The sequence below is a fragment of the Arthrobacter arabinosi genome (assembly GCF_054511115.1).
In genome coordinates, this window is sequence record NZ_JBTNDF010000003.1 from 97,063 (window position 1) to 122,958 (window position 25,896).

The 25,896-nt window shown below is 65.3% G+C and carries 34 protein-coding genes; all 34 read right to left on the reverse strand.

Annotated features, from left to right (window positions below; genetic code table 11):
* Positions 1–18: 18 nt before the first annotated feature.
* The 34 genes from rplQ to ACX80P_RS08470 all read right to left on the reverse strand — a co-directional run bounded on the left by rplQ (position 19) and on the right by ACX80P_RS08470 (position 25,824).
* A complete protein-coding gene (gene rplQ / locus ACX80P_RS08305) occupies positions 19–669 on the reverse strand; it encodes a 50S ribosomal protein L17 (protein ID WP_459277620.1) in 651 nt (216 codons plus the stop codon).
* Positions 670–734: 65 nt separating this feature from the next.
* Positions 735–1,745, reverse strand: a complete 1,011-nt coding sequence (locus ACX80P_RS08310; protein WP_043440664.1) for a DNA-directed RNA polymerase subunit alpha — start codon at positions 1,743–1,745, stop codon at positions 735–737.
* Between the two features lie 151 nt (positions 1,746–1,896).
* Positions 1,897–2,298 (reverse strand): 30S ribosomal protein S11, encoded by a 402-nt coding sequence (gene rpsK / locus ACX80P_RS08315; protein ID WP_043440662.1) that lies wholly within the window; start codon positions 2,296–2,298, stop codon positions 1,897–1,899.
* Positions 2,299–2,358: 60 nt separating this feature from the next.
* Positions 2,359–2,736 (reverse strand): 30S ribosomal protein S13, encoded by a 378-nt coding sequence (gene rpsM / locus ACX80P_RS08320; RefSeq protein ID WP_104179298.1) that lies wholly within the window; start codon positions 2,734–2,736, stop codon positions 2,359–2,361.
* Positions 2,737–2,900: 164 nt separating this feature from the next.
* A complete protein-coding gene (rpmJ, locus tag ACX80P_RS08325) occupies positions 2,901–3,014 on the reverse strand; it encodes a 50S ribosomal protein L36 (RefSeq protein WP_043440658.1) in 114 nt (37 codons plus the stop codon).
* 21 nt (positions 3,015–3,035) lie between these two features.
* Positions 3,036–3,257, reverse strand: a complete 222-nt coding sequence (gene infA, locus ACX80P_RS08330; RefSeq protein ID WP_019481515.1) for a translation initiation factor IF-1 — start codon at positions 3,255–3,257, stop codon at positions 3,036–3,038.
* Between the two features lie 268 nt (positions 3,258–3,525).
* Positions 3,526–4,356, reverse strand: a complete 831-nt coding sequence (gene map, locus ACX80P_RS08335) for a type I methionyl aminopeptidase (protein WP_459278181.1) — start codon at positions 4,354–4,356, stop codon at positions 3,526–3,528.
* A 6-nt stretch (positions 4,357–4,362) separates the two neighbouring features.
* Entirely contained in the window at positions 4,363–4,935 is a 573-nt protein-coding gene (locus tag ACX80P_RS08340) for an adenylate kinase (protein WP_459277621.1), read from the reverse strand.
* Positions 4,932–6,242 carry a preprotein translocase subunit SecY gene (gene secY, locus ACX80P_RS08345; RefSeq protein WP_459277622.1) on the reverse strand — a complete coding sequence of 437 codons (1,311 nt, stop codon included), beginning with the start codon at positions 6,240–6,242 and terminating at the stop codon, positions 4,932–4,934. The genes ACX80P_RS08340 and secY overlap by 4 nt, the downstream gene beginning before the upstream one ends.
* Before the next feature lie 226 nt (positions 6,243–6,468).
* Positions 6,469–6,966 (reverse strand): 50S ribosomal protein L15, encoded by a 498-nt coding sequence (gene rplO / locus ACX80P_RS08350; protein WP_459277623.1) that lies wholly within the window; start codon positions 6,964–6,966, stop codon positions 6,469–6,471.
* Positions 6,966–7,184 carry a 50S ribosomal protein L30 gene (gene rpmD / locus ACX80P_RS08355; protein ID WP_459277624.1) on the reverse strand — a complete coding sequence of 73 codons (219 nt, stop codon included), beginning with the start codon at positions 7,182–7,184 and terminating at the stop codon, positions 6,966–6,968. The genes rplO and rpmD overlap by 1 nt, the downstream gene beginning before the upstream one ends.
* Positions 7,184–7,894 (reverse strand): 30S ribosomal protein S5, encoded by a 711-nt coding sequence (gene rpsE / locus ACX80P_RS08360; RefSeq protein WP_459277625.1) that lies wholly within the window; start codon positions 7,892–7,894, stop codon positions 7,184–7,186. Before rpsE ends, rpmD begins: the two co-directional genes overlap by 1 nt.
* A 29-nt stretch (positions 7,895–7,923) precedes the next feature.
* Positions 7,924–8,307, reverse strand: a complete 384-nt coding sequence (gene rplR / locus ACX80P_RS08365) for a 50S ribosomal protein L18 (protein ID WP_459277626.1) — start codon at positions 8,305–8,307, stop codon at positions 7,924–7,926.
* Positions 8,308–8,309: 2 nt separating this feature from the next.
* Positions 8,310–8,846, reverse strand: coding sequence for a 50S ribosomal protein L6 (gene rplF / locus ACX80P_RS08370; RefSeq protein WP_459277627.1), 537 nt, complete (start codon positions 8,844–8,846; stop codon positions 8,310–8,312).
* An 18-nt stretch (positions 8,847–8,864) separates the two neighbouring features.
* The gene (gene rpsH, locus ACX80P_RS08375) at positions 8,865–9,263 is read right to left on the reverse strand and encodes a 30S ribosomal protein S8 (protein WP_043440638.1); all 399 of its coding nucleotides are present in this window, start codon (positions 9,261–9,263) and stop codon (positions 8,865–8,867) included.
* Between the two features lie 87 nt (positions 9,264–9,350).
* Positions 9,351–9,926, reverse strand: a complete 576-nt coding sequence (rplE, locus tag ACX80P_RS08380) for a 50S ribosomal protein L5 (protein WP_459277628.1) — start codon at positions 9,924–9,926, stop codon at positions 9,351–9,353.
* Entirely contained in the window at positions 9,926–10,300 is a 375-nt protein-coding gene (gene rplX / locus ACX80P_RS08385) for a 50S ribosomal protein L24 (RefSeq protein WP_459277629.1), read from the reverse strand. Before rplX ends, rplE begins: the two co-directional genes overlap by 1 nt.
* Positions 10,301–10,303: 3 nt before the next feature.
* Complete coding sequence (rplN, locus tag ACX80P_RS08390; RefSeq protein ID WP_026549116.1) at positions 10,304–10,672, reverse strand: 50S ribosomal protein L14; 369 nt, start codon at positions 10,670–10,672, stop codon at positions 10,304–10,306.
* A 339-nt stretch (positions 10,673–11,011) separates the two neighbouring features.
* Entirely contained in the window at positions 11,012–11,323 is a 312-nt protein-coding gene (rpsQ, locus tag ACX80P_RS08395) for a 30S ribosomal protein S17 (RefSeq protein ID WP_459277630.1), read from the reverse strand.
* Positions 11,320–11,664 carry a 50S ribosomal protein L29 gene (rpmC, locus tag ACX80P_RS08400; protein WP_459277631.1) on the reverse strand — a complete coding sequence of 115 codons (345 nt, stop codon included), beginning with the start codon at positions 11,662–11,664 and terminating at the stop codon, positions 11,320–11,322. Before rpmC ends, rpsQ begins: the two co-directional genes overlap by 4 nt.
* Before the next feature lie 2 nt (positions 11,665–11,666).
* Positions 11,667–12,083, reverse strand: a complete 417-nt coding sequence (rplP, locus tag ACX80P_RS08405; RefSeq protein ID WP_043440626.1) for a 50S ribosomal protein L16 — start codon at positions 12,081–12,083, stop codon at positions 11,667–11,669.
* Positions 12,084–12,929, reverse strand: coding sequence for a 30S ribosomal protein S3 (gene rpsC / locus ACX80P_RS08410; protein WP_104118808.1), 846 nt, complete (start codon positions 12,927–12,929; stop codon positions 12,084–12,086).
* The gene (rplV, locus tag ACX80P_RS08415) at positions 12,930–13,295 is read right to left on the reverse strand and encodes a 50S ribosomal protein L22 (protein WP_459277632.1); all 366 of its coding nucleotides are present in this window, start codon (positions 13,293–13,295) and stop codon (positions 12,930–12,932) included.
* A 37-nt stretch (positions 13,296–13,332) separates the two neighbouring features.
* Positions 13,333–13,614 carry a 30S ribosomal protein S19 gene (gene rpsS, locus ACX80P_RS08420; RefSeq protein ID WP_026549122.1) on the reverse strand — a complete coding sequence of 94 codons (282 nt, stop codon included), beginning with the start codon at positions 13,612–13,614 and terminating at the stop codon, positions 13,333–13,335.
* 12 nt (positions 13,615–13,626) lie between these two features.
* Positions 13,627–14,466, reverse strand: coding sequence for a 50S ribosomal protein L2 (gene rplB, locus ACX80P_RS08425; protein ID WP_199278705.1), 840 nt, complete (start codon positions 14,464–14,466; stop codon positions 13,627–13,629).
* 31 nt (positions 14,467–14,497) lie between these two features.
* A complete protein-coding gene (gene rplW / locus ACX80P_RS08430; protein ID WP_026531955.1) occupies positions 14,498–14,803 on the reverse strand; it encodes a 50S ribosomal protein L23 in 306 nt (101 codons plus the stop codon).
* Positions 14,800–15,423 (reverse strand): 50S ribosomal protein L4, encoded by a 624-nt coding sequence (gene rplD / locus ACX80P_RS08435; RefSeq protein WP_459277633.1) that lies wholly within the window; start codon positions 15,421–15,423, stop codon positions 14,800–14,802. Before rplD ends, rplW begins: the two co-directional genes overlap by 4 nt.
* 4 nt (positions 15,424–15,427) lie before the next feature.
* Complete coding sequence (gene rplC, locus ACX80P_RS08440) at positions 15,428–16,084, reverse strand: 50S ribosomal protein L3 (RefSeq protein ID WP_459277634.1); 657 nt, start codon at positions 16,082–16,084, stop codon at positions 15,428–15,430.
* Between the two features lie 16 nt (positions 16,085–16,100).
* On the reverse strand, positions 16,101–16,409 hold the full coding sequence (gene rpsJ / locus ACX80P_RS08445; RefSeq protein ID WP_026531952.1) for a 30S ribosomal protein S10: 309 nt from the start codon (positions 16,407–16,409) through the stop codon (positions 16,101–16,103).
* Positions 16,410–17,042: 633 nt separating this feature from the next.
* Positions 17,043–18,233, reverse strand: a complete 1,191-nt coding sequence (gene tuf / locus ACX80P_RS08450; protein WP_459277635.1) for an elongation factor Tu — start codon at positions 18,231–18,233, stop codon at positions 17,043–17,045.
* Positions 18,234–18,435: 202 nt separating this feature from the next.
* Positions 18,436–20,550 (reverse strand): elongation factor G, encoded by a 2,115-nt coding sequence (gene fusA, locus ACX80P_RS08455; RefSeq protein ID WP_459277636.1) that lies wholly within the window; start codon positions 20,548–20,550, stop codon positions 18,436–18,438.
* Between the two features lie 87 nt (positions 20,551–20,637).
* Positions 20,638–21,108: a 30S ribosomal protein S7 gene (rpsG, locus tag ACX80P_RS08460; protein ID WP_043440595.1), complete on the reverse strand. Its 471-nt coding sequence runs from the start codon at positions 21,106–21,108 to the stop codon at positions 20,638–20,640.
* Between the two features lies 1 nt (position 21,109).
* Positions 21,110–21,484, reverse strand: coding sequence for a 30S ribosomal protein S12 (gene rpsL / locus ACX80P_RS08465; protein WP_043440593.1), 375 nt, complete (start codon positions 21,482–21,484; stop codon positions 21,110–21,112).
* Between the two features lie 446 nt (positions 21,485–21,930).
* Positions 21,931–25,824, reverse strand: coding sequence for a DNA-directed RNA polymerase subunit beta' (locus tag ACX80P_RS08470; protein WP_459277637.1), 3,894 nt, complete (start codon positions 25,822–25,824; stop codon positions 21,931–21,933).
* Positions 25,825–25,896 lie beyond the last annotated feature (72 nt).

Here is a 25,896-nt window from a genome sequence, read left to right on the forward strand (position 1 = left end):
TGCGTCAAACGGGAAGAATTACTTCTTCTCGTCCTCCACGACGCCCTCGACGACGACGACCTCGTCGGTGCCTTCTTCAGCATCGATGGTGGTCTCCTCGGCGGCGACCTCCTCGGCGGAAGCAGCCGATTCGGCCGACTCAGCCGAATCGACGGAGTCGACCGAGTCAGCGGACTCGACGGAATCCACCGAGTCGACGGAGTCAGCGGACTCCGGCGATTCGACGGGTGCTCCGGCGACCGGCGTTGCTGCAGCTGCGGGGGCCGACGCTGCGCGCTCGGCCTCGGCGACTACGGACTGCTTGGCGGACATCGGCTCCAGCACGAGTTCGATGACAGCCATGGGGGCGTTGTCGCCCTTGCGGTTGCCGATCTTCGTGATGCGGGTGTAGCCGCCCTCGCGGTTGGCGACAGCAGGCGCGATGTCCGTGAACAGCTCGTGGACGATGCTCTTGCTGCTGATGACACCGAGGACGCGACGACGCGACGCGAGATCGCCCTTCTTCGCGAACGTGATGAGACGCTCGGCGTAGGGGCGAAGCCGTTTGGCCTTGGTCACCGTGGTGGTGATGCGCTTGTGCTCGAACAGTGAGGCGGCCAGGTTGGCGAGCATCAGGCGCTCGTGCGCCGGACCGCCACCGAGGCGTGGGCCCTTAGTGGGTGTGGGCATGATTCTTTCTCCTCATTAGGTGTCCGTCCCGCCCTCGTCAAAGTGGCGGGCGGATCGATAGCGTTTTAGACCTCTTCGTCGCCGAAGGGGGCGTCGTCCTCTTCGATGGCTGCGGCGCGGGCGGCAAGGTCGAAGCCTGGAGGGGAATCCTTCAGGGACAGACCGAGCTCCACGAGCTTCGCCTTGACCTCGTCGATGGACTTCGCACCGAAGTTGCGGATGTCCATGAGATCGGCCTCGGAGCGTGCAACGAGTTCACCCACGGAGTGGATGCCCTCGCGCTTGAGGCAGTTGTACGAGCGGACCGTCAGTTCGAGGTCCTCGATCGGCAGCGCCATGTCCGCAGCAAGCGCTGCGTCCGTCGGCGACGGGCCGATCTCGATGCCCTCGGCGGCGGTGTTCAGCTCGCGGGCGAGACCGAACAGCTCCACCAGGGTGGTGCCTGCGGATGCGACGGCGTCGCGCGGGGCGATGGCGTCCTTCGTCTCGACGTCGACGATGAGCTTGTCGAAGTCGGTGCGCTGCTCCACACGGGTGGCTTCCACGCGGAAGGTCACCTTGAGGACCGGCGAGTAGATGGAGTCGACCGGGATGCGGCCGATCTCCGAGTCGCCGGACTTGTTCTGAGACGCCGACACGTAACCGCGTCCACGCTCGATGGTCAGTTCGAGCTCGAACTTGCCCTTCGAGTTGAGGGTCGCGATGTGGAGGTCCGGGTTGTGGAACTCGACGCCGGCGGGGGGCGCGATGTCCGCAGCCGTGACCACGCCGGGGCCCTGCTTGCGCAGGTAGGCGACGACGGGCTCGTCGTGCTCCGAGGAGACGGCGAGGTTCTTGATGTTCAGGATGATCTCGGTGACGTCCTCCTTCACCCCGGGAACCGTGGTGAATTCGTGCAGAACCCCGTCGATGCGGATGCTGGTGACAGCGGCACCGGGGATCGAGGACAGGAGCGTGCGGCGGAGCGAGTTGCCGAGGGTGTAGCCGAAGCCGGGCTCGAGCGGCTCGATCACGAACCGCGAACGGTTGTCGGCGACTACTTCTTCAGTCAGGGTGGGGCGCTGTGCAATGAGCACTGATTTTTCCTTTCGGGAAGCATCCGCTATATGACGCTTCCAAATGGGCGGGACTGCTGGTCGGCCGGCTCGAAATCTGCTGGAACGGCACCGAACCGCCCTGCGGGAACCTCAGGTTCCTGCAAGGCGGCACGGTGACCGGAGAGACAGGTTAGACGCGGCGGCGCTTCGGCGGACGGCAACCGTTGTGCGCGCTCGGGGTGACGTCCGAGATGGAGCCGACCTCGAGGCCCGTGGCCTGCAGCGAGCGGATCGCGGTCTCGCGGCCCGATCCGGGGCCCTTCACGAAGACGTCGACCTTCTTGACGCCGTGCTCCTGTGCACGCTTGGCAGCGGCCTCGGCAGCCATCTGCGCAGCGAACGGGGTCGACTTGCGCGAGCCCTTGAACCCGACCTCACCGGCGGAAGCCCAGGAGATGACTGCTCCGCTGGGGTCCGTGATGGACACGATGGTGTTGTTGAAGGTGCTCTTGATGTGCGCCTGGCCGAGGGTGATGTTCTTCTTGTCCTTGCGACGCGGCTTGCGCACCGCTCCACGAGTCTTGGGGGGCATTACTTCTCCTACGAAGGTATTGGGTAAAGCATGTGATCGGACCAGCCGGGTGGCTAGGGGTTAGCGTCCGACCTTCTTCTTGCCTGCGACCGTACGCTTCGGGCCCTTGCGGGTACGGGCGTTCGTCTTCGTACGCTGTCCGCGTACGGGAAGGCCGCGGCGGTGCCGGATGCCTTCGTAGCTGCCGATCTCGACCTTGCGGCGGATGTCGGCTGCGACCTCACGGCGGAGGTCACCCTCGACCTTGAAGTTGCCCTCGATGTAGTCGCGGAGCTGCACGAGCTCTGCGTCCGAGAGGTCCTTGACGCGCGTGTTCGGGGAGATGCCCGTGTCCACGATCGTCTTCTCTGCACGGGTCTTGCCCACGCCGTAGATATAGGTAAGTGCGATGACTACCCGCTTTTCGCGGGGGATGTCTACGCCAGCGAGACGTGCCATAGTGGCGGTGCTCCTTTGGTGTTACCGGAGGTTTGGAGCAGAACGTCCGCGGGACCGATGCCCCGCTCCCCGGCCTCCGAGCCGGGGGTGTACACCCCGCGAGGGGTGCTGTTCTGCCGTTGAATGTACTTCTACGCGTGGGGAAGAACCTCGGGAGGAGGTTCTCAGCCCTGGCGCTGCTTGTGGCGCGGGTTCTCGCAGATAACGAGGACGTTGCCCTTGCGGCGAACCACCTGGCACTTCTCGCAAATCCGCTTCACGCTCGGGTTGACCTTCATGGTTTTCCTTCGAGTTGATTCTTATTTGTAGCGGTAGACAATACGACCCCGGGTGAGGTCGTACGGGCTGAGTTCCACTACGACCCGGTCCTCAGGAAGGATTCGGATGTAGTGCTGGCGCATCTTTCCCGAGATGTGGGCGAGGACAATGTGACCGTTGGCCAGCTCAACGCGGAACATCGCGTTGGGCAGCGCCTCGTTCACAGTGCCTTCGATTTCAATGACACCGTCTTTCTTGGCCATATCCTCCGCTAACGTCTGTGCCCACCACTTTCGCGGCAGGCGGGTTCAGGGTTTTGATCGTCCGACCCCGCGGAGGCCGAAGCACCGCTGACGGGCAGGTCTCCGCAGCCCGTTGGGCATGAAAAGCAGGGACAACCAACAGACAACTCTACGCTACGGCCCGGTGATAGTTAAATCCTCCGGGACCGCGACGGCGGAACGCAGGAAGGTCCCGCACCCGGGTGCGGGACCTTCGTCTGCTCGGAGGTCTGTCAGGTGATGAGTGCCGTCATCCCGCGAGGGGCACCGGCGTGACCCCGAGCGGCTCGAGGCGGGACGCTCCCCCGTCGGGCGCCGACAGGACCCAGATGCCGCGGTCGTGGACGGCGACGCTGTGTTCCCACTGCGACGCGCGCTTGCCGTCGGTCGTGACCACCGTCCAGTCGTCGTCCAGCACCCTGGTCTCGAGTCCGCCCTGGACGAGCATCGGCTCGATCGCCAGGCAGAGCCCGGGGCGGACCTTCGGCCCGCGGTTGGAGCTGCGATAGTTGAGCACGTCCGGTGCCTGGTGCATCTGCGTGCCGATGCCGTGGCCCACGTAGTCCTCGAGGATCCCCAGAGCCGGGCCGGGGACGGACAGCACGTAGTCGTCGATCGCCGCACCGATGTCCCCGACGAAGCGGGCGGACGCGAGGGCGGCGATCCCGCGCCACATCGCCTCCTCCGTCACCTCGGACAGGCGGACGTCCTCGGGACGGGGTGTGCCCACGATGACGGTCCGCGCGGAGTCCGAGTGCCACCCGCGCACGACGGCGCCGCCGTCGATCGAGAGGATGTCGCCGTCCTGCAGGACGTAGTCCCCCGGGATCCCGTGGACCACCTCGGCGTTCACCGACGTGCAGATACTCGCCGGGAAGCCGTGGTAGCCGAGGAAGTTGGAGGTGGCGCCGGCCTCGCGGAGGACGCCTTCGAACACCTCGTTCAGCCGGGCGGTCGTCGTGCCGACCGTTGCCGCGGCTACCGCGCGGTCGAGCGCTCCGGACAGCACGAGGCCGGCGTCACGCATCACGAGCATCTGCTCGGTGGTCTTGTACTCGACCTTGGGCTGGCGGAACATCAGGACGTCCTAGCTCGCGACTTTGAGGGCAGACATGACGCGCTCCGTGACCTCGTCGATGGTCCCGATGCCGTCGACCCGAGTCACGATCCCGCGCTCGTCGTAGCGGGACACGACCGCCTCCGTCTGGTCGTGGTAGAGACCGAGACGGTGGCGGATGACCTCCTCGTTGTCGTCCGACCGGCCGTCGAGCTTCGCTCGGCCGAGCAGGCGCTTCACAAGCTCCTCGTCGTCGGCGGTCAGCTGGAGCACCACGTCGAGGGCGAGCTCGTTCTCGCGCAGGATGTCGTCCAGTTCGGCTACCTGTGCCGCCGTCCGCGGGTAGCCGTCGAGGAGGAACCCCTCCTGGACGTCATCGGCGGCGAGACGGTCGCGCACCATGCTGTTCGTCACGGTGTCGGGCACGAAGTCCCCGGCATCCATGAACTTCTTCGCCTCGACGCCGAGCGGCGTCTGACGCTTCACGTTGTCCCGGAAGATGTCGCCCGTGGAGATGGCGACGACGCCGAGGCGCTCGGAGATGCGCGCAGCCTGGGTGCCCTTGCCCGAACCGGGAGGACCGATGATCAGCAGTCTCGTCACCGCAACAACCCTTCGTAGTGACGCTGCTGGAGCTGAGCGTCGATCTGCTTCACTGTCTCGAGGCCGACGCCCACCATGATCAGGATCGAGGTGCCGCCGAACGGGAAGTTCTGGTTGGCGCCGATGGCCACGAGGGCGATCAGCGGGATCAGCGCCACGAGTCCGAGGTAGATGGCACCCGGGAGCGTGATGCGGGAGAGCACGTACTGCAGGTACTCCGCCGTCGGGCGCCCGGCGCGGATGCCGGGGATGAAGCCGCCGTACTTCTTCATGTTGTCGGACACCTCGTCCGGGTTGAAGGTGATGGCGACGTAGAAGTAGGTGAAGAAGACGATGAGCAGGAAGTACATCGCCATGTACAGCGGGTGGTCGCCCGCGGTCAGGTAGGTGGAGATCCAGTTGACCCATCCTGCGGGCGCGGTGCCGTCCCGGGGGGTGTTGAACTGCGCGATGAGGCTGGGCAGGTACAGCATCGAGGACGCGAAGATGACCGGGATGACGCCGGCCATGTTGACCTTGATCGGGATGTAGGTGCTGCTGCCCCCGAGGGTGCGGCGGCCGACCATGCGCTTGGCGTACTGGACGGGGATGCGGCGCTGCGACTGCTCCACGAAGATCACGAGGGCGACGACGACGACGCCCATCAGGAGGACGAAGGTGAAGACCGTGGCACCCTGCGTGCGGAGGATCTCGCCGAGCGAGGTGGGGAATCCGGCAGCGATGGCGGTGAAGATGAGCAGTGACATGCCGTTGCCGACGCCGCGCTCGGTGATGAGCTCGCCCATCCACATGATGAGGCCGGTGCCTGCCGTGAGCGTGATGATCAGCAGGAGGACGGTGATGAGCGAATCGTTCGGGATGATCGGCACGGGGCAGTCCCCGAGCAGCGCTCCCGACCGGGCGAGCGAGACGAGGGTCGTCGCGTTGAGGAGGCCGAGCGCGATCGTGAGGTACCGCGTGTACTGGGTCAGCTGGGACTGGCCCTGCGCGCCTTCCTGGTGCAGCTCCTGGAAACGGGGGATGACCACCCGGAGGAGCTGGACGATGATGCTGGCGGTGATGTACGGCATGATGCCCAGCGCGAAGATCGAGACCTGCAGCAGGGCTCCCCCGCTGAACAGGTTGACGAACTGGTACAGGCCGCCCTCGGTGTTCCCGAGTGCGAGGCACTGCTGGACGTTGCCGTAGTCGACGCCCGGAGCCGGGATGAAGGCCCCGAGGCGGAAGATGGTGATGATTCCCAGCGTGAACAACAGCTTGCGCCGAAGGTCTGGCGTCCGGAATGCCCGGCCAATAGCGCTAAGCAAGCGTCCTCCTGAAGGTCTGTTGGTCCTGTGGCGGACCGTACACAACAACCGAGTCTAACGGCTGGTCATGGGTGCGGGAGAACCCGCCGGTGGTGGGGCGCCCCGAGCCGAAAAAAGACTCCTGGTGGGCTGATTCAGCCCTGCCCACCAGAAGTCTAGTTCCTTGATGCCGTGGATCACAGCCAACCCCTCCCCGGCCGTGCCGGGAGAGGGGTCGGCGTGCGGTCTACAGTTCGGTGACGGTCCCGCCCGCGGCGACGATCTTCTGCGCAGCGGATGCGGAGAAGGCGTCGGCCGAGACGTTCACGGCCACGGTGATGTCGCCGGTCCCCAGCACCTTGACGGGCTGGTTCTTGCGGACGGCGCCGTTCGCCACGAGGCTCTCCACGGTGACGTCGCCGCCGGCCGGGTAGAGCTCCGAGAGCTTGTCCAGGTTCACGACCTGGAACTCGACGCGGAACGGGTTCTTGAAGCCGCGCAGCTTGGGAAGGCGCATGTGCAGCGGCAGCTGGCCGCCGGCAAATCCTGCCTTCACCTGGTAGCGCGCTGCGGTTCCCTTGGTACCGCGGCCCGCGGTCTTACCCTTCGAACCCTCACCACGGCCGACACGGGTCTTCGCCGTCTTGGCTCCGGGTGCGGGACGCAGGTGGTGGACCTTCAGGGCGTGGACACGCTCTGCTTTTGCTTCGGTCACGGCCGGAGCCGCGATGTTCTGGTCTGCCATTAGTTGGCCTCCTCAACCTTCAAGAGGTGCGGAACCGTGTTGATCATGCCGACGGTGACGGCATCGGCTTCACGGACCACGGTGTGGCCGATCCGCTTCAGACCGAGCGACCGCAGCGTGTCGCGCTGGTTCTGCTTGCCGCCGATGGCGGACTTGATCTGGGTGATCGAGAGCTGCGCCGAGCTCACGGGCACCTTCTTGGGGGTGATCGCGGTCATCACGCACCTGCCTTCTGAGCTGCGATCGCGCGCAGCATCTGGTGGGAGGCGACCTCGTCCAGGGGCAGGCCGCGGCGGGCCGCGACTGCCTGGGGCTCTTCGAGGCGCTTGAGCGCGTCGACGGTCGCGTGGACGATGTTGATGGCGTTCGCGGAACCGAGCGACTTCGAGAGGACGTCGTGGATGCCGACGCACTCCAGGACCGCGCGCACCGGACCGCCGGCGATGACGCCGGTACCCGGGGAGGCGGGACGAAGGAGCACGACGCCTGCGGCGGCTTCGCCCTGCACCAGGTGCGGGACGGTGCCACCGATGCGCGGAACGCGGAACATCGTCTTCTTGGCTTCCTCGACGGCCTTCTGGATCGCCGAAGGAACTTCCTTCGCCTTTCCGTAGCCGACACCGACCATGCCGTTGCCGTCGCCTACCACCACGAGGGCGGTGAAGCTGAAGCGGCGGCCGCCCTTGACGACCTTGGCGACGCGGTTGATGGTGACGACGCGTTCGATGAACTTGTCCTTGTCGTCGTTGCGCCCGCCGTCGCGACCGCCGCGGGAGTTACCGCCACGCTCGCCACCACGGGTGTTGCCGCCACGCTCGCCACCACGGGCGTTGCCGCGCGCGTTGCGGTTCGCGTCGGCCGACGCGGTCTCGGTTGCGCCTGCGGCTGTCGTCGCCTCGGCTGCTGGCTGCTCTGTAGCCGTATTCAATGGGGCTTCCTTTGCCTTGTTCTCCTCGGTCACAGTGCCAGCCCACCTTCACGTGCGCCGTCTGCGATTGCTGCAACGCGACCGTGGTACTTGTTGCCGCCGCGGTCGAACACGACTGCCTCGACGCCGACGGCCTTGGCGCGCTCTGCGACGAGCTCGCCGACACGCTTGGCCTTGGCGGTCTTGTCACCGTCGAACGCACGGAGATCCGCTTCGAGGGTGGAGGCTGATGCGACGGTCACGCCCCTGGTGTCGTCGACGACCTGCACGAACACGTGGCGGGCCGAACGGTTGACGACCAGGCGGGGGCGGACGGCCGTGCCCGAGACGCGCTTGCGTACACGGAGGTGGCGACGTCCGCGCGAGGCGGCCTTGCTCTTCGAGCTGCGCTTCTTGTTGATGCTCAGACCCATGGTTACTTACCAGCCTTTCCGACCTTGCGGCGGATGATCTCGCCTGCGTAGCGGATGCCCTTGCCCTTGTACGGGTCGGGCTTGCGCAGCTTGCGGATGGTTGCAGCGACCTCGCCGACCTGCTGCTTGTTGATGCCTGCGACCGAGAGCTTGGTGGGGCTGTCGACGGTGAGCGTGATGCCCTCGGGAGCCTTGACGGCGACCGGGTGGCTGTAGCCCAGAGCGAACTCCAGGTCGCTGCCCTTGGCCTGGACACGGTAACCCGTGCCCACGATCTCGAGGTTCTTCTTGTAGCCCTCGGTGACTCCGACGATCATGTTGGAGATCAGGGTGCGGGTCAGGCCGTGCAGCGAACGCGATTCGCGCTCGTCGTTCGGGCGGCTGACCGTGAGGGTGCCCTCGCTGAGGGAGACCTCGATGGGGCTGGGGACCGTGTGGCTCAGCTCGCCCTTCGAGCCCTTCACGGAGACCTCTTGACCGTTGACATTGACCTCGACACCAGCGGGAACGGTGATGGGGAGACGTCCAATACGTGACATGTTTCTTTCCCTTTCCCGTTACCAGACGTAGGCGAGGACTTCCCCACCTACACCCTTCTTGGATGCCTGGCGGTCCGTGAGCAGACCGGAGGACGTGGACAGGATGGCGATGCCGAGGCCGCCGAGCACGTGGGGCAGGTTCGTGGACTTCGCGTACACGCGCAGGCCCGGCTTGGAGATACGGCGGATGCCGGCGATGGACCGCTGGCGGTCCGGTCCGAACTTGAGGTCGATGGTCAGCTTCTTGCCGACCTCCGCTTCCTCTTCCTTCCAGCCGGCGATGTAGCCCTCGGCCTTCAGGATGTCCGCGACGCGGGCCTTCAACTTGCTGTACGGCATGGACACGGAGTCGTGGTAAGCCGAGTTGGCGTTGCGCAGACGCGTGAGCATGTCTGCGACAGGATCTGTCATTGTCATGTGGGCTCTTGCCCTTCCTCGAAACGGTTTCCGGATTCCGGTCGGCACACGGGGCGCCTGCCGGAGCGGACCTGCAACGTAGTTAGATTAATCTTCGGATTTGAACGGGAAGCCAAGCGCCTTGAGGAGCGCGCGGCCCTCGGCGTCGGTCTTGGCGGTGGTGACGACGGTGATGTCCATACCCCGGACGCGGTCGATGCGGTCCTGGTCGATCTCGTGGAACATGGACTGCTCCGTGAGGCCGAAGGTGTAGTTCCCGTTGCCGTCGAACTGCTTGCCGTTGAGTCCGCGGAAGTCGCGGATACGGGGCAGGGCGAGGGAGACCAGGCGGTCCGTGAATTCCCACATGCGGTCGCCACGCAGGGTGGCGTGGGCGCCGATGGGCATGCCCTCGCGGAGCTTGAACTGCGCGATGGACTTGCGGGCCTTCGTGACCTGGGGCTTCTGGCCCGTGATCGCGGTGAGGTCCTTGACGGCTCCGTCGATGAGCTTGGAGTCCTTGGCGGCGTCACCGACACCCATGTTCACGACGACCTTCACCAGGCGCGGGACCTGGTTGACGTTGGCGTAGCCGAACTCTTCCTGCAGGGCGCCCTTGATCTCGGACGCGTAGCGCGCCTTCAGACGGGGAAGAACCTTGGTTTCTGCGGTTTCGACAGTCATTACAGATCCTTCCCTGATGACTTGGCGACGCGGATACGGACCACGCGCTCACGGCCGTCACGCTCGACGGTCTCGGTGCGGTATCCGACGCGGGTCGGCTTCTTGGTCTCGGGATCGACGACGGCGACGTTGCTGATGTGCACGGGTGCCTCGAGCACTTCGATGCCACCGGTCTTGGTGCCGCGCTGCGACTGCCCGACCTTGGTGTGCTTCGTGATCCGGTTGATGCCTTCCACGAGGACGCGGTTGGACTCGGGGAACACCTTGAGGACCTTGCCCTGCTTGCCGCGGTCTCCGCCGCGCTCCTGCTTGGCCCCGGTGATGACCTGGACGAGGTCACCCTTCTTGATCTTGAGTTTTGTCTTCTGTGCCATGGACTACAGCACCTCCGGCGCCAGCGAGATGATCTTCATGAAACGCTTGTCGCGGAGCTCGCGACCGACAGGGCCGAAGATACGGGTACCGCGGGGGTCGCCGTCGTTCTTCAGGATCACTGCTGCGTTCTCGTCGAACTTGATGTAGGAACCGTCCGCGCGGCGGCGTTCCTTCTTGGTACGGACGATGACCGCCTTGACGACGTCGCCCTTCTTGACGTTGCCGCCGGGGATGGCGTCCTTCACGGTGGCGACGATGACGTCGCCGATGCCTGCGTAGCGGCGCCCGGACCCACCGAGAACGCGGATGGTCAAGATTTCCTTGGCCCCCGTGTTGTCGGCGATCTTCAGCCGCGATTCCTGCTGAATCACTGATTACTCCTGTCGTCGCGCCGGTTCTCTCATCGAGCCTTGCGGAACGGATATGGGTTGGCCCCGTAATACTGGTACTCGCCGTGTGCGCGCCGGGGCGCGCGGCCGTGCCGGATCTTCGACACGGTGATGGGGCGAACAAGATTATCGGGCTTTTGCCTATTTGCACGGTGTGAAGGCAACCCCCACGGGAGACCCGGAAGGAGACCTTGTGAGGGCATGCGCCAGCCCACCGAACAGACAAGATTCTCATGGTATCGCGAGAATGCCCCGGACGCGAAATCGCGTCCGGGGCATCCGGGTGGGACCGGCTGCGCCGGCCCCTGGGTGGTGCGGGTGTTACTTGGCCTTCTCGATGATCTCCACCAGGCGCCACCGCTTGGTGGCGGACAGCGGGCGGGTCTCGCTGATCAGGACCATGTCGCCGATGCCGGCGCTGTTCTGCTCGTCGTGCGCCTTGACCTTGGAGCTGCGGCGAAGCACCTTGCCGTACAGGGCGTGCTTCACGCGGTCCTCGACCTCGACGACGATCGTCTTCTCCATCTTGTCCGAGACGACGTAGCCACGGCGTACCTTGCGGTAGCCGCGCGAGTTGGCGTCGTGGACGGCCTTCTCGGTTCCTACGGTCGTTTCGCTCTGCTGCTCACTCATTTGGCGTCCTCCTCAGAAGCCTCGGTGTCCGCGGACGGTGCGTCCTTCGCGGAGGCCTTCTTGGCTTTCTTGGGCTTGTCCGCCTTCGCGGGTGTCGCATCCTCGACGGGAGCGACGACCTCGGGACGGATGCCCAGTTCACGCTCACGCAGCACCGTGTAGATGCGTGCGATGTCGCGCTTGACCGAACGAAGGCGACCGTGGCTTTCGAGCTGGCCGGTGGCCGACTGGAAACGGAGGTTGAACAGCTCCTCCTTGGCCTTGCGCAGTTCTTCCACCAGACGCTCCTTATCGAAGCCGTCCAGCTGGTCTGTTGCCAGTTCCTTTGAACCCAGAGCCATAACTATTCACCACCCTCACGACGCACGATGCGTGCCTTCAACGGCAGCTTGTGGATCGCGAGGCGCAGGGCTTCGCGGGCTACCTCTTCGGAAACGCCGGACAGTTCGAACAGAACCCGTCCCGGCTTGACGTTGGCCACCCACCACTCGGGCGAACCCTTACCGGAACCCATGCGGGTCTCGGCGGGCTTCTTGGTCAACGGGCGGTCCGGATAGATGTTGATCCAGACCTTGCCGCCACGCTTGATGTGGCGGGTCATGGCGATACGAGCGGACTCGATCTGCCGGTTGGTGACGTATGCCGGGCTCAGAGCCTGGATACCCCACTCACCGAAGCTGACCTCGGTACCGCCCGTGGCAGCGCCCGAGCGACCCGGGTGGTGCTGCTTACGGAACCTGACTCGACGTGGGATAAGCATTTAGGCCTGTCCTCCTTCAGTCGCAGCGGGGGCTGCGGCGGTCTCGGCGGGTGCTGACGCACCCTGGCCCTCGGAGCGCTCGGGGGCGCGACGACGACGGTCGCCTCCACGGTCGCCGCCGCGGTCGGCGCCGGCAGGGCCACGGCCCGGACGGTCTCCGCCACGGCCGCGGGAAGGAGCGGCTGCAGCCTGGGCTGCGAGTTCCTTCGCCGTGACGTCACCCTTGTAGATCCACACCTTCACGCCGATGCGGCCGAAGGTGGTCTTCGCTTCGAAGAAGCCGTAGTCGATGTTGGCGCGGAGCGTGTGCAGGGGAACGCGTCCCTCGCGGTAGAACTCCGAACGGCTCATCTCGGCGCCACCCAGGCGACCGGAGCACTGGACACGGATGCCCTTGGCGCCGGCACGCTGTGCGGACTGCATGGCCTTCTTCATCGCGCGGCGGAACGCCACGCGGGAGGAGAGCTGCTCGGCGATGCCCTGGGCGACGAGCTGTGCCTCGATCTCGGGGTTCTTGACCTCGAGGATGTTCAGCTGGACCTGCTTGCCGGTGAGCTTCTCGAGCTCGCCGCGGATGCGGTCTGCCTCTGCTCCACGGCGTCCGATGACGATGCCGGGGCGTGCCGTGTGGATGTCCACGCGGACACGGTCCCGGGTGCGCTCGATCTCGACCTTGGCGATGCCGGCGCGATCCATGCCGGTCGACATCAGCTGGCGGATCTTGATGTCTTCGCGGACGAAGTCACGGTAGCGCTGGCCGGGCTTGTTGCTGTCGGCGAACCAGTGTGACCGGTGGTCGGTGGTGATGCCGAGTCGGAACCCGTGCGGGTTTACTTTCTGTCCCACTTAGCGGACCTCCACTTTCTCAGGGGTAGCGACGACAACCGTGATGTGGCTGGTCCGCTTGTTGATGCGGAACGCGCGGCCCTGGGCTCGCGGACGGAACCGCTTCATCGTGGGGCCATCGTCAACGAATGCTTCGCTGATGATGAGGTTGTCCTCGTCGAATGCGACGCCGTCACGGTCCGCGAGGACACGTGCATTGGCCATCGCCGACTGGACCACCTTGAAAACCGGCTCCGAAGCAACCTGTGGGGCAAACTTCAGAATAGCCAGAGCCTCATTCGCCTGCTTACCACGAACAAGGTTGACGACGCGCCGGGCCTTCATAGGCGTTACGCGGATATGACGCGCAATAGCCTTGGCTTCCATTGCTTTCCTTCTCTCGTCTTAGCCGTAAGAGCAGCGCCTAGCGGCGCTTGCCCTTGCGGTCGTCCTTAACATGGCCGCGGAAGGTCCGCGTGGGAGCGAATTCGCCGAGCTTGTGCCCGACCATCGACTCGGTGACAAACACCGGGATGTGCTTGCGCCCGTCGTGCACCGCGATCGTGTGCCCGAGCATGTCGGGGACGATCATGGAGCGGCGGGACCACGTCTTGATGACGTTCTTCGTGCCCGATTCGTTCTCGCGAGCGACCTTTACGTAAAGGTGCTGATCGACGAAGGGGCCTTTCTTCAGGCTGCGTGGCATGTCTCCAGGCTCCTATCGCTTGTTCTTGCCGGAACGACGGCGACGCACGATGAGTGAGTCGCTCTCTTTGTTGGGGCGACGGGTGCGGCCTTCGGCCTTGCCGTTGGGGTTGACCGGGTGGCGTCCACCGGAGGTCTTGCCCTCGCCACCACCGTGCGGGTGGTCGACCGGGTTCATGGCCACACCACGGACGGTCGGGCGGATGCCCTTCCAGCGGCTGCGGCCGGCCTTGCCCCAGTTGATGTTCGACTGCTCGGCGTTGCCGACCTCACCGACCGTCGCGCGGCAGCGGACGTCGACGTTGCGGATCTCACCGGAGGGCAGTCGCAGCTGGGCGAAGCGGCCTTCCTTGGCGACGAGCTGGACCGACGCACCGGCGGAGCGTGCCATCTTCGCGCCGCCGCCTGGGCGGAGCTCGACGGCGTGGATGACGGTACCAACGGGGATGTTGCGCAGCGGCAGGTTGTTGCCGGGCTTGATGTCAGCCCCGGCGCCGGCCTCGACGAAGTCGCCCTGCTTGAGCTTGTTCGGCGCGATGATGTAGCGCTTCGTGCCGTCCACGTAGTGCAGGAGGGCGATGCGCGCGGTGCGGTTGGGATCGTACTCGATCTCGGCAACGCGGGCGTCGACGCCGTCCTTGTCGTGGCGGCGGAAGTCGATCAGACGGTACTGACGCTTGTGTCCACCACCCTTGTGGCGGGTCGTGATCTTACCGGTGTTGTTACGACCACCCTTCTTCGGAAGGGGGCGGACCAACGACTTTTCCGGCGTCGACCGTGTGATTTCTGCGAAGTCGGCAACGCTCGAGCCGCGACGGCCCGGGGTTGTCGGCTTGTATTTACGGATTCCCATAACTCAATTCCTCGTTAAAGTGGTCTCCGCTCTAGGAGAGCGGACCGCCGAAGATGTCGATCGAGCCCTCTTTGAGGGACACGATGGCACGCTTGGTGCCCTTGCGCTGGCCCCAGCCGAACTTGGTGCGCTTGCGCTTGCCAACCCGGTTGATGGTGTTGATCGAATCGACCTTCACGGAGAAGATCTTCTCGACCGCCAGCTTGATTTCTTCCTTGTTCGAGCGCGGGTCGACCAGGAAGGTGTACTTGCCTTCGTCGATCAGTCCGTAGCTCTTCTCCGAGACGACGGGTGCAATGACGACGTCGCGCGGATCCTTTGCGATGGTGCCGCTCACTTGGCATCCTCCTCGGTGATGACATCAGCCGTGCCGACGAACTGGTCGTAGGCGGCCTTGGTGAAGATGACGTCGTCGGACACCAGCACGTCGTACGTGTTCAGCTGGTCTACGTAGAGGACGTGTACCTCGGGAACGTTGCGCACGGAGAGTGCTGCGACGTCGTTGGCACGCTCGATGATCACGAGCAGGCGGGGCCGCTCGGAGATCGCGCGCAGGGTGTCGATCGCGCCCTTGGTCGAGGGCTTGTCGCCCGTGACCAGGGATTCGAGGACGTGGATGCGACCGTTGCGGGCCCGGTCCGAGAGGGCGCCGCGCAGGGCTGCGGCCTTCATCTTCTTGGGGGTGCGCTGGCTGTAGTCGCGGGGCGTGGGTCCGTGGACGACGCCGCCGCCGGTCATGTGGGGGGCGCGGATCGAACCCTGGCGGGCGCGACCGGTTCCCTTCTGCTTGAACGGCTTGCGGCCTGCGCCGCTCACCTCGGCGCGGGTCTTGGTCTTGTGCGTGCCCTGGCGGGCGGCAGCAAGCTGTGCGACGACGACCTGGTGCAGCAGCGGCACGTTGGTCTGCGCGTCGAAGATCTCGGCGGGGAGATCGACGTTTACGGTGTTGGCAGCCATTTGGCTATGCTCCCTTCACGGCGGTGCGTACGAGGACGACCTGGCCGCGGGCGCCGGGGACGGCACCCTTGATCAGCAGCAGCGACTTCTCGGCGTCGATAGCGTGAACCCGGAGGTTCAGCGTGGTCTGACGGACGGCGCCCATACGGCCCGCCATTTTCATTCCACGGAAGACGCGGCTGGGGGTGGATGCTCCACCGATGGAACCGGGCTTGCGGTGGTTCTTGTGAGCACCGTGCGACGCTCCCACACCGTGGAAACCGTGGCGCTTCATGACGCCGGCAAAGCCCTTGCCCTTGGTGGTGCCGATGACGTCGACCGTCTGGCCGGCTTCGAACATCTCGACGGAGAGCTCCTGGCCGAGCGAGTACGAGTCGGCGTCGGAGGTCCGCAGCTCGACGACGTGACGGCGAGGCGTGACGCCTGCCTTCTCGAAGTGGCCCGCGAGGGGCTTCGTGACCTTGCGGGGGTCGATCTGGCCGAAGCCGATCTGGACGGCGGTGTAGCCGTCCTTGTCCTCGCTGAGGAGCTGGGTGATGACGTTCGAGTCTGCCTGGACGACGGTGACGGGGATGAGGATGTTGTTCTCGTCCCAGACCTGGGTCATGCCGAGCTTGATGCCGAGCAGGCCCTTGACCTGGCGCGTAAGTGAAGTAGACATATGTATCCGCTCTCCCTTACAGCTTGATTTCGATGTTCACGTCCGCAGGCAGGTCGAGACGCATCAGCGAATCGACGGCCTTGGGCGTGGGATCAATGATGTCGATCAGGCGCTTGTGAGTACGCATTTCGAAGTGCTCACGGCTGTCCTTGTACTTGTGCGGGGACCGGATGACAACGAAAACGTTCTTCTCCGTGGGCAGGGGCACGGGGCCCACTACCGTTGCGCCTGCGCGCGTCACCGTCTCAACGATCTTCCGGGCTGAAACATCGATGACCTCGTGGTCATATGACTTCAGCCGGATGCGGATTTTTTGTCCCGCCATGGCGTCTCGACTCTCTCTCTACATAACTGCCTGGGCAGTTCCGGTACGTACGTACATTTCCTGCGTCCGTTGTGCGACGCTTCCCGAACAGGCTGAATCCGGAAGGATCCGGGTTCCTCACCCTGCCGGGCTCCGACCCCCGCGCTCGGGCGTGTCGCGCTGTGCACGAACAGCACAGTCTGGACACGCACGTTCCGTGGATTCCGGACGAGCGGAACGGGGTGGATCATATTTGGGCTCCACGTGCCGGCGGATCCGGACCCTGCGCCAGGCATTATCCTGACCGGGATCGGGTCTCTGACCGCACGCGCTAGCGCTTGAACAACTTACCTAGTGTGGCAGATCGCCGGCACGATTGCGAACCGGGCCGGTCGTCGCCCGGGTGATGTGTACTACCCGACCTTCCGCCGCCGCGGTCGAACCGGGTGCGCGAGACCCGGGATACCGGCCACGGCGCGGAGGACGCCCCTTGTGGGCGTCCTGGTTCGCCGGTACGGAAGGTGAATGTCCTGCTTCCGCCGACTCGTCGTCCGTGTACGGTGCGGGTGTGCTGGGCCGGACCCGTCGACGCAGAAGGGCCCCGCTGCGGAAGCAGCGGGGCCCTTCTGAGAATCACTCAGGCAGTCGGAAGGACTACTTCAGGATCTTGGTGACACGTCCCGAACCGACGGTGCGGCCGCCTTCGCGGATGGCGAAGCCGAGGCCCTCTTCCATGGCGATCGGCTGGATGAGCTCGACGGTCATCTCGGTGTTGTCGCCGGGCATGACCATCTCGGTGCCCTCGGGGAGGGTGATGACGCCGGTCACGTCCGTGGTGCGGAAGTAGAACTGCGGGCGGTAGTTCGAGTAGAACGGGTTGTGACGCCCACCCTCGTCCTTGGCCAGGATGTAGACGTTGGCCTCGAAGTCGGTGTGGGGGGTGATCGAACCCGGCTTCACGATGACCTGGCCACGCTCTACGTCTTCGCGCTTGATGCCGCGGAGCAGCAGACCACAGTTCTCGCCGGCCCAGGCCTCGTCGAGCTGCTTGTGGAACATCTCGATACCGGTGACCGTGGTCTTCTGGACCGGACGGATACCGACGATCTCGACCTCGGAGTTGATGGCGAGGGTGCCGCGCTCGGCGCGGCCCGTGACGACGGTTCCACGACCGGTGATCGTGAAGACGTCCTCGACAGGCATGAGGAAGGGCTTGTCCTTGTCGCGGATGGGATCCGGGACGTTGTTGTCGACGGCTTCCATCAGGTCCTCGACGGACTTGACCCACTCGGGGTCGCCCTCGAGGGCCTTCAGGCCGGAGACGCGGACCACAGGGGCGTCGTCGCCGTCGAAGCCCTGCGAGCTGAGCAGTTCGCGGACCTCCATCTCGACGAGGTCGAGGAGCTCTTCGTCGTCGACCATGTCGGACTTGTTCAGCGCGACCAGCAGGTAGGGGACGCCGACCTGGCGGGCGAGCAGGACGTGCTCGCGCGTCTGGGCCATCGGACCATCGGTGGCTGCGACGACGAGGATCGCCCCGTCCATCTGGGCCGCACCGGTGATCATGTTCTTGATGTAGTCGGCGTGGCCGGGAGCGTCTACGTGGGCGTAGTGGCGCTTCTCGGTCTGGTACTCGACGTGCGAGATGTTGATGGTGATGCCGCGCTGCTTCTCCTCGGGAGCCGAGTCGATCGACGCGAAGTCACGCTGCTCGTTGAGAGTGGGGTACTTGTCGTACAGCACCTTGGAAATGGCAGCCGTCAACGTCGTCTTTCCATGGTCAACGTGACCGATGGTGCCGATGTTAACGTGCGGCTTAGTCCGCTCGAACTTTGCCTTCGCCACGGGTTCCTCCTAGAACGTTTGAGAAGATTTGCTTCCCAGCCGCGCTTGTCGCAGCTGAAACTCATGCAAGTCTACTGGGGGCTTTTGGTTTGATGAAATTGCTCTGCACCGCCGGGCCTGCTGGCCCGGCGGCAGGGGGACGGGGCGGCCGGCCCTGGGACAGGCCGCCTCCGCTCCCCCGGATCCCGTTCCCGGGAGGGGTCTATTCGCCGCGCGTCTTCTGGATGATCTCGTCGGCGACTGCCTTCGGGACCTCGGAGTAGCTGTCGAACTTCATGGAGTACACGGCACGGCCCTGGGTCTTCGACCGCAGGTCACCGATGTACCCGAACATGCCCGAGAGGGGCACGTGGGCGGTGATGACCTTCACGCCGCTGGCATCCTCCATGGACTGCATCTGGCCGCGGCGGGAGTTGAGGTCACCGATCACTTCACCCATGTATTCCTCGGGGGTGCGGACCTCCACCTCCATCAGGGGTTCGAGCAGTACGGGCTTCGCCATGCGTGCGGCTTCCTTGAAAGCCATCCGGCCGGCGATCTTGAACGCCATCTCCGAGGAGTCGACGTCGTGGTAGGCGCCGTCGAGCAGGGTCGCCTTGATGCCGACCACAGGGTATCCGGCGAGCACGCCGTCGTTGAGGGCATCCTGGATGCCGGCGTCGACGCTCGGGATGTACTCGCGGGGCACGCGGCCACCGGTCACCTTGTTGTCGAAGGCGTACATGACACCTTCCTCGACCTCCATCGGCTCGATCGCGATCTGGATCTTCGCGAACTGGCCGGAGCCACCCGTCTGCTTCTTGTGGGTGTAGTCGTGCTTGGCGACCTTGCTCCGGATGGTCTCGCGGTAGGCGACCTGGGGCTTGCCCACGTTCGCCTCGACGCGGAACTCGCGGCGCATGCGGTCCACCAGGATGTCCAGGTGGAGCTCGCCCATGCCGGCGATGATCGTCTGTCCGGTGTCCTCGTTCAGGGACACCTGGAACGTGGGGTCCTCGGCCGAGAGCTTCTGGATGGCCGTGGACAGCTTCTCCTGGTCGCCCTTGGTCTTCGGCTCGATGGCCACCGAGATCACGGGTGCGGGGAAGCTCATGGACTCGAGCACGATCTGGTTCGCCGAGTCGGAGAGGGTGTCACCGGTGGTGGTGTCCTTCAGGCCGATCGCGGCGTAGATGTGCCCGGCCGAAGCCTCCTCGACGGGGATCTCCTTGTTGGCGTGCATCTGGAAGAGCTTCCCGATGCGCTCCTTCTTGCTCTTCGTCGAGTTCACGAGCTGCGTACCGGCCGTCACGTGCCCGGAGTACACGCGGATGAACGTCAGCTGGCCGAAGAACGGGTGCGTCGCGACCTTGAACGCGAGGGCCGAGAACGGCTCCTCGGTGCTCGGCTTGCGGGTGAGCTCGACCTCTTCGTTCCGGGGATCGTGACCGATCATCGGGGGGACGTCGAGGGGCGAGGGCAGGTAGTCGATGACGGCATCGAGCATCGGCTGCACACCGCGGTTCTTGAACGCGGAACCGCAGAGGATCGGGTAGAGCTCGGAGTTGATCGTCATCTTGCGGATGCCGGCCTTGAGCTCGTCGACGGAGATCTCTTCGCCTTCGAGGTACTTGTTCATGAGCTCGTCGGAGGACTCGGCGACGGTCTCGACGAGGGCCGCGCGGTACTCCTCGGCCTTCTCCTTGAGGTCGGCCGGGATCTCCTGGATCTCGTACTTCGCACCCATGGTGACGTCACCCTTGGAGTCGCCGGGCCAGACGAGGGCACGCATGTAGAGCAGGTCGACGACGCCGACGAAGTCGTTCTCGGCGCCGATCGGGAGCTGCAGCACGAGGGGCTTGGCGCCCAGGCGGCTGATGATGGTGTCGACGGTGAAGTAGAAGTCGGCGCCCAGCTTGTCCATCTTGTTGACGAAGCAGATGCGGGGCACTTCGTACTTGTCGGCCTGGCGCCAGACGGTCTCCGACTGGGGCTCGACGCCCTCCTTGCCGTCGAACACCGCGACGGCGCCGTCGAGGACGCGCAGTGAGCGCTCGACCTCGACGGTGAAGTCGACGTGCCCGGGAGTGTCGATGATGTTGATCTGGTTGTTCTCCCAGAAGCAGGTCACGGCGGCAGACGTGATGGTGATGCCGCGCTCCTTCTCCTGTTCCATCCAGTCGGTGGTGGAGGCGCCGTCGTGCGTCTCACCGATCTTGTGGTTGACACCCGTGTAGAACAGGATGCGCTCGGTAGTAGTGGTCTTGCCGGCATCGATGTGGGCCATGATGCCGATGTTGCGGACCTTGTTGAGGTCGGTAAGCACGTCCTGTGCCACGGTGTCTCCCTTAATACGAAAATGGAGTTCTGCTGGATCGCCCGCGGGGCCGTCCCCGGAAGGGGGACGGCCCGGCCGGCAGAAGTGCTACCAGCGGTAGTGTGCGAAGGCCTTGTTGGACTCGGCCATCTTGTGCGTGTCCTCGCGGCGCTTCACTGCTGCTCCGAGACCGTTGGACGCATCCAGGATCTCGTTCTGCAGGCGCTCGGTCATGGTCTTCTCGCGGCGGGCCTTGGAGTAGCCCACGAGCCAGCGGAGGGCCAGCGCGGTCGAACGACCGGGCTTGACCTCGACGGGGACCTGGTAGGTGGCGCCACCGACGCGGCGCGAGCGGACCTCGAGGGTCGGCTTGACGTTGTCCATGGCCTTCTTCAGCGCGGCGACGGGGTCGCCGCCGGACTTGGCACGGGCGCCTTCGAGCGCGCCGTACACGATGCGCTCGGCGGTGGACTTCTTGCCGTCGACGAGCACCTTGTTGATCAGCTGCGTGACCAGGGGGGAACCGTAGACGGGATCTACAACGAGCGGCCGCTTCGGGGCCGGGCCCTTACGAGGCATATTACTTCTTCTCCATCTTCGCGCCGTAGCGGCTGCGAGCCTGCTTGCGGTTCTTCACGCCCTGGGTATCGAGAGCGCCACGGACGATCTTGTAGCGGACACCCGGGAGGTCCTTCACACGACCGCCGCGCACGAGCACGATGGAGTGTTCCTGAAGGTTGTGACCGACACCGGGGATGTAGGCGGTGACTTCGATGCCGCCGTTGAGGCGTACGCGGGCGACCTTGCGGAGAGCCGAGTTCGGCTTCTTCGGGGTGGTGGTGTAGACGCGGGTGCAGACGCCGCGCTTCATGGGGCTGCCCTTCAGTGCGGGCGCCTTGGTCTTGGAGACCTTAGGTGTCCGGCCCTTGCGGACCAGCTGGTTAATCGTAGGCACTTTCGTGTTCTCCGTAATGTCTGAAGATGAGATCTGTGACGCCCTACTCCGCGGGTGCGGCCGCTTCGCAGGGCCGCGCCGTCCAGAGATCGGGATGATCGGTCGTTTGGCGCACCACCGACGGACAGGCTGCCGCAGAACGACTGTAGGCGTGCGAAATTGTGGCATTCGCTGTACAACTTACGTACAACACGGAGATACGTTTCTCAACGCCGATCCACTGCCACACAAACAATTGGTCCCCAGTCTACCAGAGATCGGGTTCGGCCCTGTGCGCGCTCCGCTCCCCCGCGTGGTAGGGGCGGACTCCGCAGGACGCGGGAAGGCCCCGGACCGTGAGGTCCGGGGCCTTCCGTCCAGGCGGCTCCGCTCGGCGGCAGCGCTCCTTCGGGCAAGGAGCCCGGACCCGACCCTCGCAGGTGCGGGTCGGGTCCCTCGCGGCCTCCTTACCGGAAGTCGCTCGAGCCCATGTCGTAGTCGTCCAGCGGGATCGCGTGGAACTCGGGGCTCAGGCCGCCCTCGACGCCGGCGTAGTCGAAGTCGCTGAACGCGCTCGGACCGGTGAAGAGGTTCGCCTTGGCTTCCTCGGTGGGTTCGACCGTGACCTTCGTGTAGCGGTCCAGGCCGGTACCGGCCGGGATGAGCTTACCGATGATGACGTTCTCCTTGAGGCCGAGCAGCGGATCGCTCTTGCCTTCCATGGCGGCCTGCGTGAGGACACGCGTGGTCTCCTGGAAGGAAGCGGCCGACAGCCACGACTCGGTGGCGAGGGAGGCCTTGGTGATACCCATGAGCTCGGGACGGCCGGAGGCCGGCTTCTTGCCCTCGGACACCACGCGTCGGTTCTCGTCCTCGAAGCGGCGGCGCTCGGCCAGCTCACCGGGGAGCAGGTCCGACTCGCCGGACTCGATCACGGTGACGCGGCGCAGCATCTGGCGGACGATGACCTCCACGTGCTTGTCATGGATGCCCACACCCTGGCTGCGGTACACACGCTGGACCTCGTCCACCAGGAACTCCTGGGCCTTGCGGGGGCCGAGGATCCGGAGGATCTGCTTCGGGTCGACCGCGCCGAAGACGAGCTGCTGCCCGACCTCGACGTGCTCGCCGTCGGACACGAGGAGGCGTGCACGGCGCAGGACCGGGTACGCGATCTCCTCGGAGCCGTCGTCGGGGGTGACCACCAGGCGAAGCTGCTTCTCGGCATCCTCGATGGTGACGCGCCCTGCGACCTCGGAGATCGGGGCGACACCCTTGGGGGTACGCGCCTCGAAGAGCTCCTGGATGCGGGGCAGACCCTGGGTGATGTCCTCCGCCGACGCCACACCACCGGTGTGGAAGGTACGCATCGTCAGCTGGGTGCCGGGCTCGCCGATCGACTGTGCGGCGATGATGCCGACGGCCTCTCCGATGTCCACGGTCTTGCCGGTCGCGAGCGAACGGCCGTAGCAGAGGGCACAGGTGCCGACGCTGGACTCGCAGGTGAGCACGGAGCGCACCTTGATGTCCGAGATGCCGGCCTCGAACAGTTCACCGATGAGCACGTCTCCGACGTCGGCGCCCGCGGCAGCGAGCACCGTGCCCTTGGAGTCGACGACGTCGGTGGCCAGCGTACGGGCGTACGCCGAGTTCTCGACCTCTTCGTGCAGCACCAGTTCGCCGTCGGCGTTCGGCACGGCGATGGTGACCTTCAGGCCGCGCTCGGTACCGCAGTCGTCCTCCCGGACGATGACGTCCTGCGAGACGTCCACCAGTCGACGGGTCAGGTAACCCGAGTTGGCGGTACGCAGGGCGGTGTCGGCGAGGCCCTTACGGGCACCGTGCGTGGCGATGAAGTACTCCAGGACCGACAGGCCCTCGCGGTACGAGGACTTGATCGGACGCGGGATGATCTCGCCCTTGGGGTTGGCCACGAGGCCACGGATACCGGCGATCTGGCGGACCTGCAGCCAGTTGCCTCGTGCGCCGGAGGACACCATGCGGTTGATGGTGTTGTCCTTCGGCATCGCGGCGCGCATGGAGGCGGCGACCTCGTTGGTGGCCTTGTTCCAGATGTCGATGAGCTCCTGGCGGCGCTCCTCGTCGGCGATGAGGCCCTTGTCGAACTGCGACTGGACCTTGGCGGCCTGCGTCTCGTAGCCCTCCATGATGCCGGCCTTGTTGATCGGCGCGGAGATGTCCGAGATCGCGACGGTGACGCCCGAGCGGGTGGCCCAATAGAAACCGGCGTCCTTCAGGTTGTCCAGCGTCGCCGCCGTGACCACCTTCGGGTAGCGCTCCGCGAGGTCGTTGACGATCGTCGACAGCTGGCCCTTGTCGGCGACCTTCTCCACCCAGGGGTAGTCCAGGGGGAGCGTCTCGTTGAACAGCACCTGTCCGAGGGACGTCTCGATCAGGGCCGGCGTACCGGGCTCCCAGCCCTCGGGAGCGGCGACGTCGGCGCTGGGCACGAAGTTGTCGACGCGGATCCGGACCACCGAGTTGAGGTGGAGCGAGCCCATGTCGAACGCCATGACGGCTTCGGCCATGCTCGTGAAGACGCGGCCTTCGCCGGCGCTTCCCTCACGCTTGGTGGTGAGGTGGTGCAGACCGATGATCATGTCCTGCGAGGGCAGGGTCACCGGACGGCCGTCGGACGGCTTCAGGATGTTGTTCGAGGAGAGCATCAGGATGCGCGCCTCGGCCTGGGCCTCGGGGCTCAGCGGCAGGTGGACTGCCATCTGGTCACCGTCGAAGTCCGCGTTGAACGCACCACAGACCAGCGGGTGGAGCTGGAGTGCCTTGCCCTCGACGAGCTGCGGCTCGAACGCCTGGATGCCGAGGCGGTGCAGGGTGGGTGCACGGTTCAGCAGCACGGGGTGCTCGGTGATGATCTCCTCGAGGACGTCCCACACCTGGGGACGGTACCGCTCGACCATGCGCTTGGCGCTCTTGATGTTCTGCGCGTGGTTGAGGTCCACCAGGCGCTTCATCACGAACGGCTTGAAGAGCTCCAGTGCCATCTGCTTGGGCAGGCCGCACTGGTGCAGCTTCAGCTGCGGGCCGACGACGATCACCGAACGGCCCGAGTAGTCGACACGCTTGCCGAGGAGGTTCTGGCGGAAACGACCCTGCTTGCCCTTGAGCATGTCCGAGAGCGACTTCAGGGGACGGTTGCCCGGTCCGGTGACGGGGCGGCCGCGGCGGCCGTTGTCGAACAGGGAGTCGACCGCTTCCTGGAGCATGCGCTTCTCGTTGTTCACGATGATCTCGGGAGCCCCGAGATCCAGCAGGCGCTTCAGGCGGTTATTGCGGTTGATCACGCGGCGGTACAGGTCGTTGAGGTCGGACGTCGCGAAACGGCCGCCGTCGAGCTGGACCATCGGGCGCAGTTCCGGCGGGATCACCGGGACGGCGTCGAGGACCATGCCCAGGGGGCTGTTCGTCGTCGTCAGGAACGCGTTGACCACCTTGAGGCGCTTCAGGGCACGCGTCTTGCGCTGACCCTTGCCGTTCTGGATGATGTCGCGGAGCATCTCGGCTTCGGCGGGCATGTCGAAGTTCTCGAGGCGCTTCTTGATCGCCTCGGCACCCATGGAGCCCTCGAAGTACAGGCCGTAGCGGTCGCGCAGCTCGCGGTAGAGGCCTTCGTCGCCCTCGAGGTCGGCGACCTTCAGGGTCTTGAAGCGCTCCCACACCTGGACGAGGCGCTCGATGTCGGCGTCGGCGCGCTTGCGGACGTTCGCCATCTGGCGGTCGGCCGAGTCGCGGGCCTTCTTCTTGTCGGCGGCCTTGGCGCCTTCTCCCTCGAGGCGGGCGAGCTCGTCCTCGAGGTCCTTGGCGATCGCGGCGATGTCGGCGTCGCGCTGGTCCGTCATCTGCTTCTTCTCGAGGTCGTGCTCGGCCTGGAGGTTGGGCAGTTCGGCGTGGCGGTTCTCCTCGTCGACCGAGGTGATCATGTAGGCGGCGAAGTAGATGACCTTCTCGAGGTCCTTCGGTGCCAGGTCGAGGAGGTAGCCGAGGCGCGAGGGGACGCCCTTGAAGTACCAGATGTGCGTGACGGGAGCGGCGAGCTCGATGTGCCCCATGCGCTCGCGGCGCACCTTGGCACGCGTCACCTCGACGCCGCAGCGCTCACAGATGATGCCCTTGAAGCGCACGCGCTTGTACTTGCCGCAGTAGCACTCCCAGTCCCGGGAGGGGCCGAAGATCTTCTCGCAGAAGAGGCCGTCCTTCTCGGGCTTGAGCGTGCGGTAGTTGATGGTTTCCGGCTTCTTGACCTCGCCGTAGGACCAGCCGCGGATTTCGTCCGCGGTGGCAAGGCCGATTCGCATGAGGCCGAAGGAGGATTCGCTGGACATAGGGTCCCTGTTCTCTCTTTGTTCTCTAAATTCTTGAAGTCTTATGGGGTGCGGCGAAAAGCCAGGTGGACG

Coding starts and splice junctions, on each gene's coding strand:
- rpsK (WP_043440662.1), bottom strand. CDS start 2,298: ATGCCCCCCAAGACTCGTGGAGCGGTGCGCAAGCCGCGTCGCAAGGAC.
- rpsJ (WP_026531952.1), bottom strand. CDS start 16,409: ATGGCGGGACAAAAAATCCGCATCCGGCTGAAGTCATATGACCACGAG.
- rpsM (WP_104179298.1), bottom strand. CDS start 2,736: ATGGCACGTCTCGCTGGCGTAGACATCCCCCGCGAAAAGCGGGTAGTC.
- rplQ (WP_459277620.1), bottom strand. CDS start 669: ATGCCCACACCCACTAAGGGCCCACGCCTCGGTGGCGGTCCGGCGCAC.
- rplE (WP_459277628.1), bottom strand. CDS start 9,926: ATGACTGTCGAAACCGCAGAAACCAAGGTTCTTCCCCGTCTGAAGGCG.
- rpmD (WP_459277624.1), bottom strand. CDS start 7,184: ATGACCGCGATCACCCCCAAGAAGGTGCCCGTGAGCTCGGCGCAGCTC.
- rplO (WP_459277623.1), bottom strand. CDS start 6,966: ATGGCAGACCAGAACATCGCGGCTCCGGCCGTGACCGAAGCAAAAGCA.
- rplX (WP_459277629.1), bottom strand. CDS start 10,300: ATGGCACAGAAGACAAAACTCAAGATCAAGAAGGGTGACCTCGTCCAG.
- rplB (WP_199278705.1), bottom strand. CDS start 14,466: ATGGGAATCCGTAAATACAAGCCGACAACCCCGGGCCGTCGCGGCTCG.
- rpmJ (WP_043440658.1), bottom strand. CDS start 3,014: ATGAAGGTCAACCCGAGCGTGAAGCGGATTTGCGAGAAGTGCCAGGTG.
- infA (WP_019481515.1), bottom strand. CDS start 3,257: ATGGCCAAGAAAGACGGTGTCATTGAAATCGAAGGCACTGTGAACGAG.
- rpmC (WP_459277631.1), bottom strand. CDS start 11,664: ATGGCTCTGGGTTCAAAGGAACTGGCAACAGACCAGCTGGACGGCTTC.
- rpsH (WP_043440638.1), bottom strand. CDS start 9,263: ATGACAATGACAGATCCTGTCGCAGACATGCTCACGCGTCTGCGCAAC.
- rplP (WP_043440626.1), bottom strand. CDS start 12,083: ATGCTTATCCCACGTCGAGTCAGGTTCCGTAAGCAGCACCACCCGGGT.
- ACX80P_RS08470 (WP_459277637.1), bottom strand. CDS start 25,824: ATGTCCAGCGAATCCTCCTTCGGCCTCATGCGAATCGGCCTTGCCACC.
- rpsS (WP_026549122.1), bottom strand. CDS start 13,614: ATGCCACGCAGCCTGAAGAAAGGCCCCTTCGTCGATCAGCACCTTTAC.
- rpsG (WP_043440595.1), bottom strand. CDS start 21,108: ATGCCTCGTAAGGGCCCGGCCCCGAAGCGGCCGCTCGTTGTAGATCCC.
- rplC (WP_459277634.1), bottom strand. CDS start 16,084: ATGTCTACTTCACTTACGCGCCAGGTCAAGGGCCTGCTCGGCATCAAG.
- rplF (WP_459277627.1), bottom strand. CDS start 8,846: ATGTCACGTATTGGACGTCTCCCCATCACCGTTCCCGCTGGTGTCGAG.
- rplV (WP_459277632.1), bottom strand. CDS start 13,295: ATGGAAGCCAAGGCTATTGCGCGTCATATCCGCGTAACGCCTATGAAG.
- rpsQ (WP_459277630.1), bottom strand. CDS start 11,323: ATGAGTGAGCAGCAGAGCGAAACGACCGTAGGAACCGAGAAGGCCGTC.
- rplR (WP_459277626.1), bottom strand. CDS start 8,307: ATGGGTCTGAGCATCAACAAGAAGCGCAGCTCGAAGAGCAAGGCCGCC.
- rplD (WP_459277633.1), bottom strand. CDS start 15,423: ATGGCTGCCAACACCGTAAACGTCGATCTCCCCGCCGAGATCTTCGAC.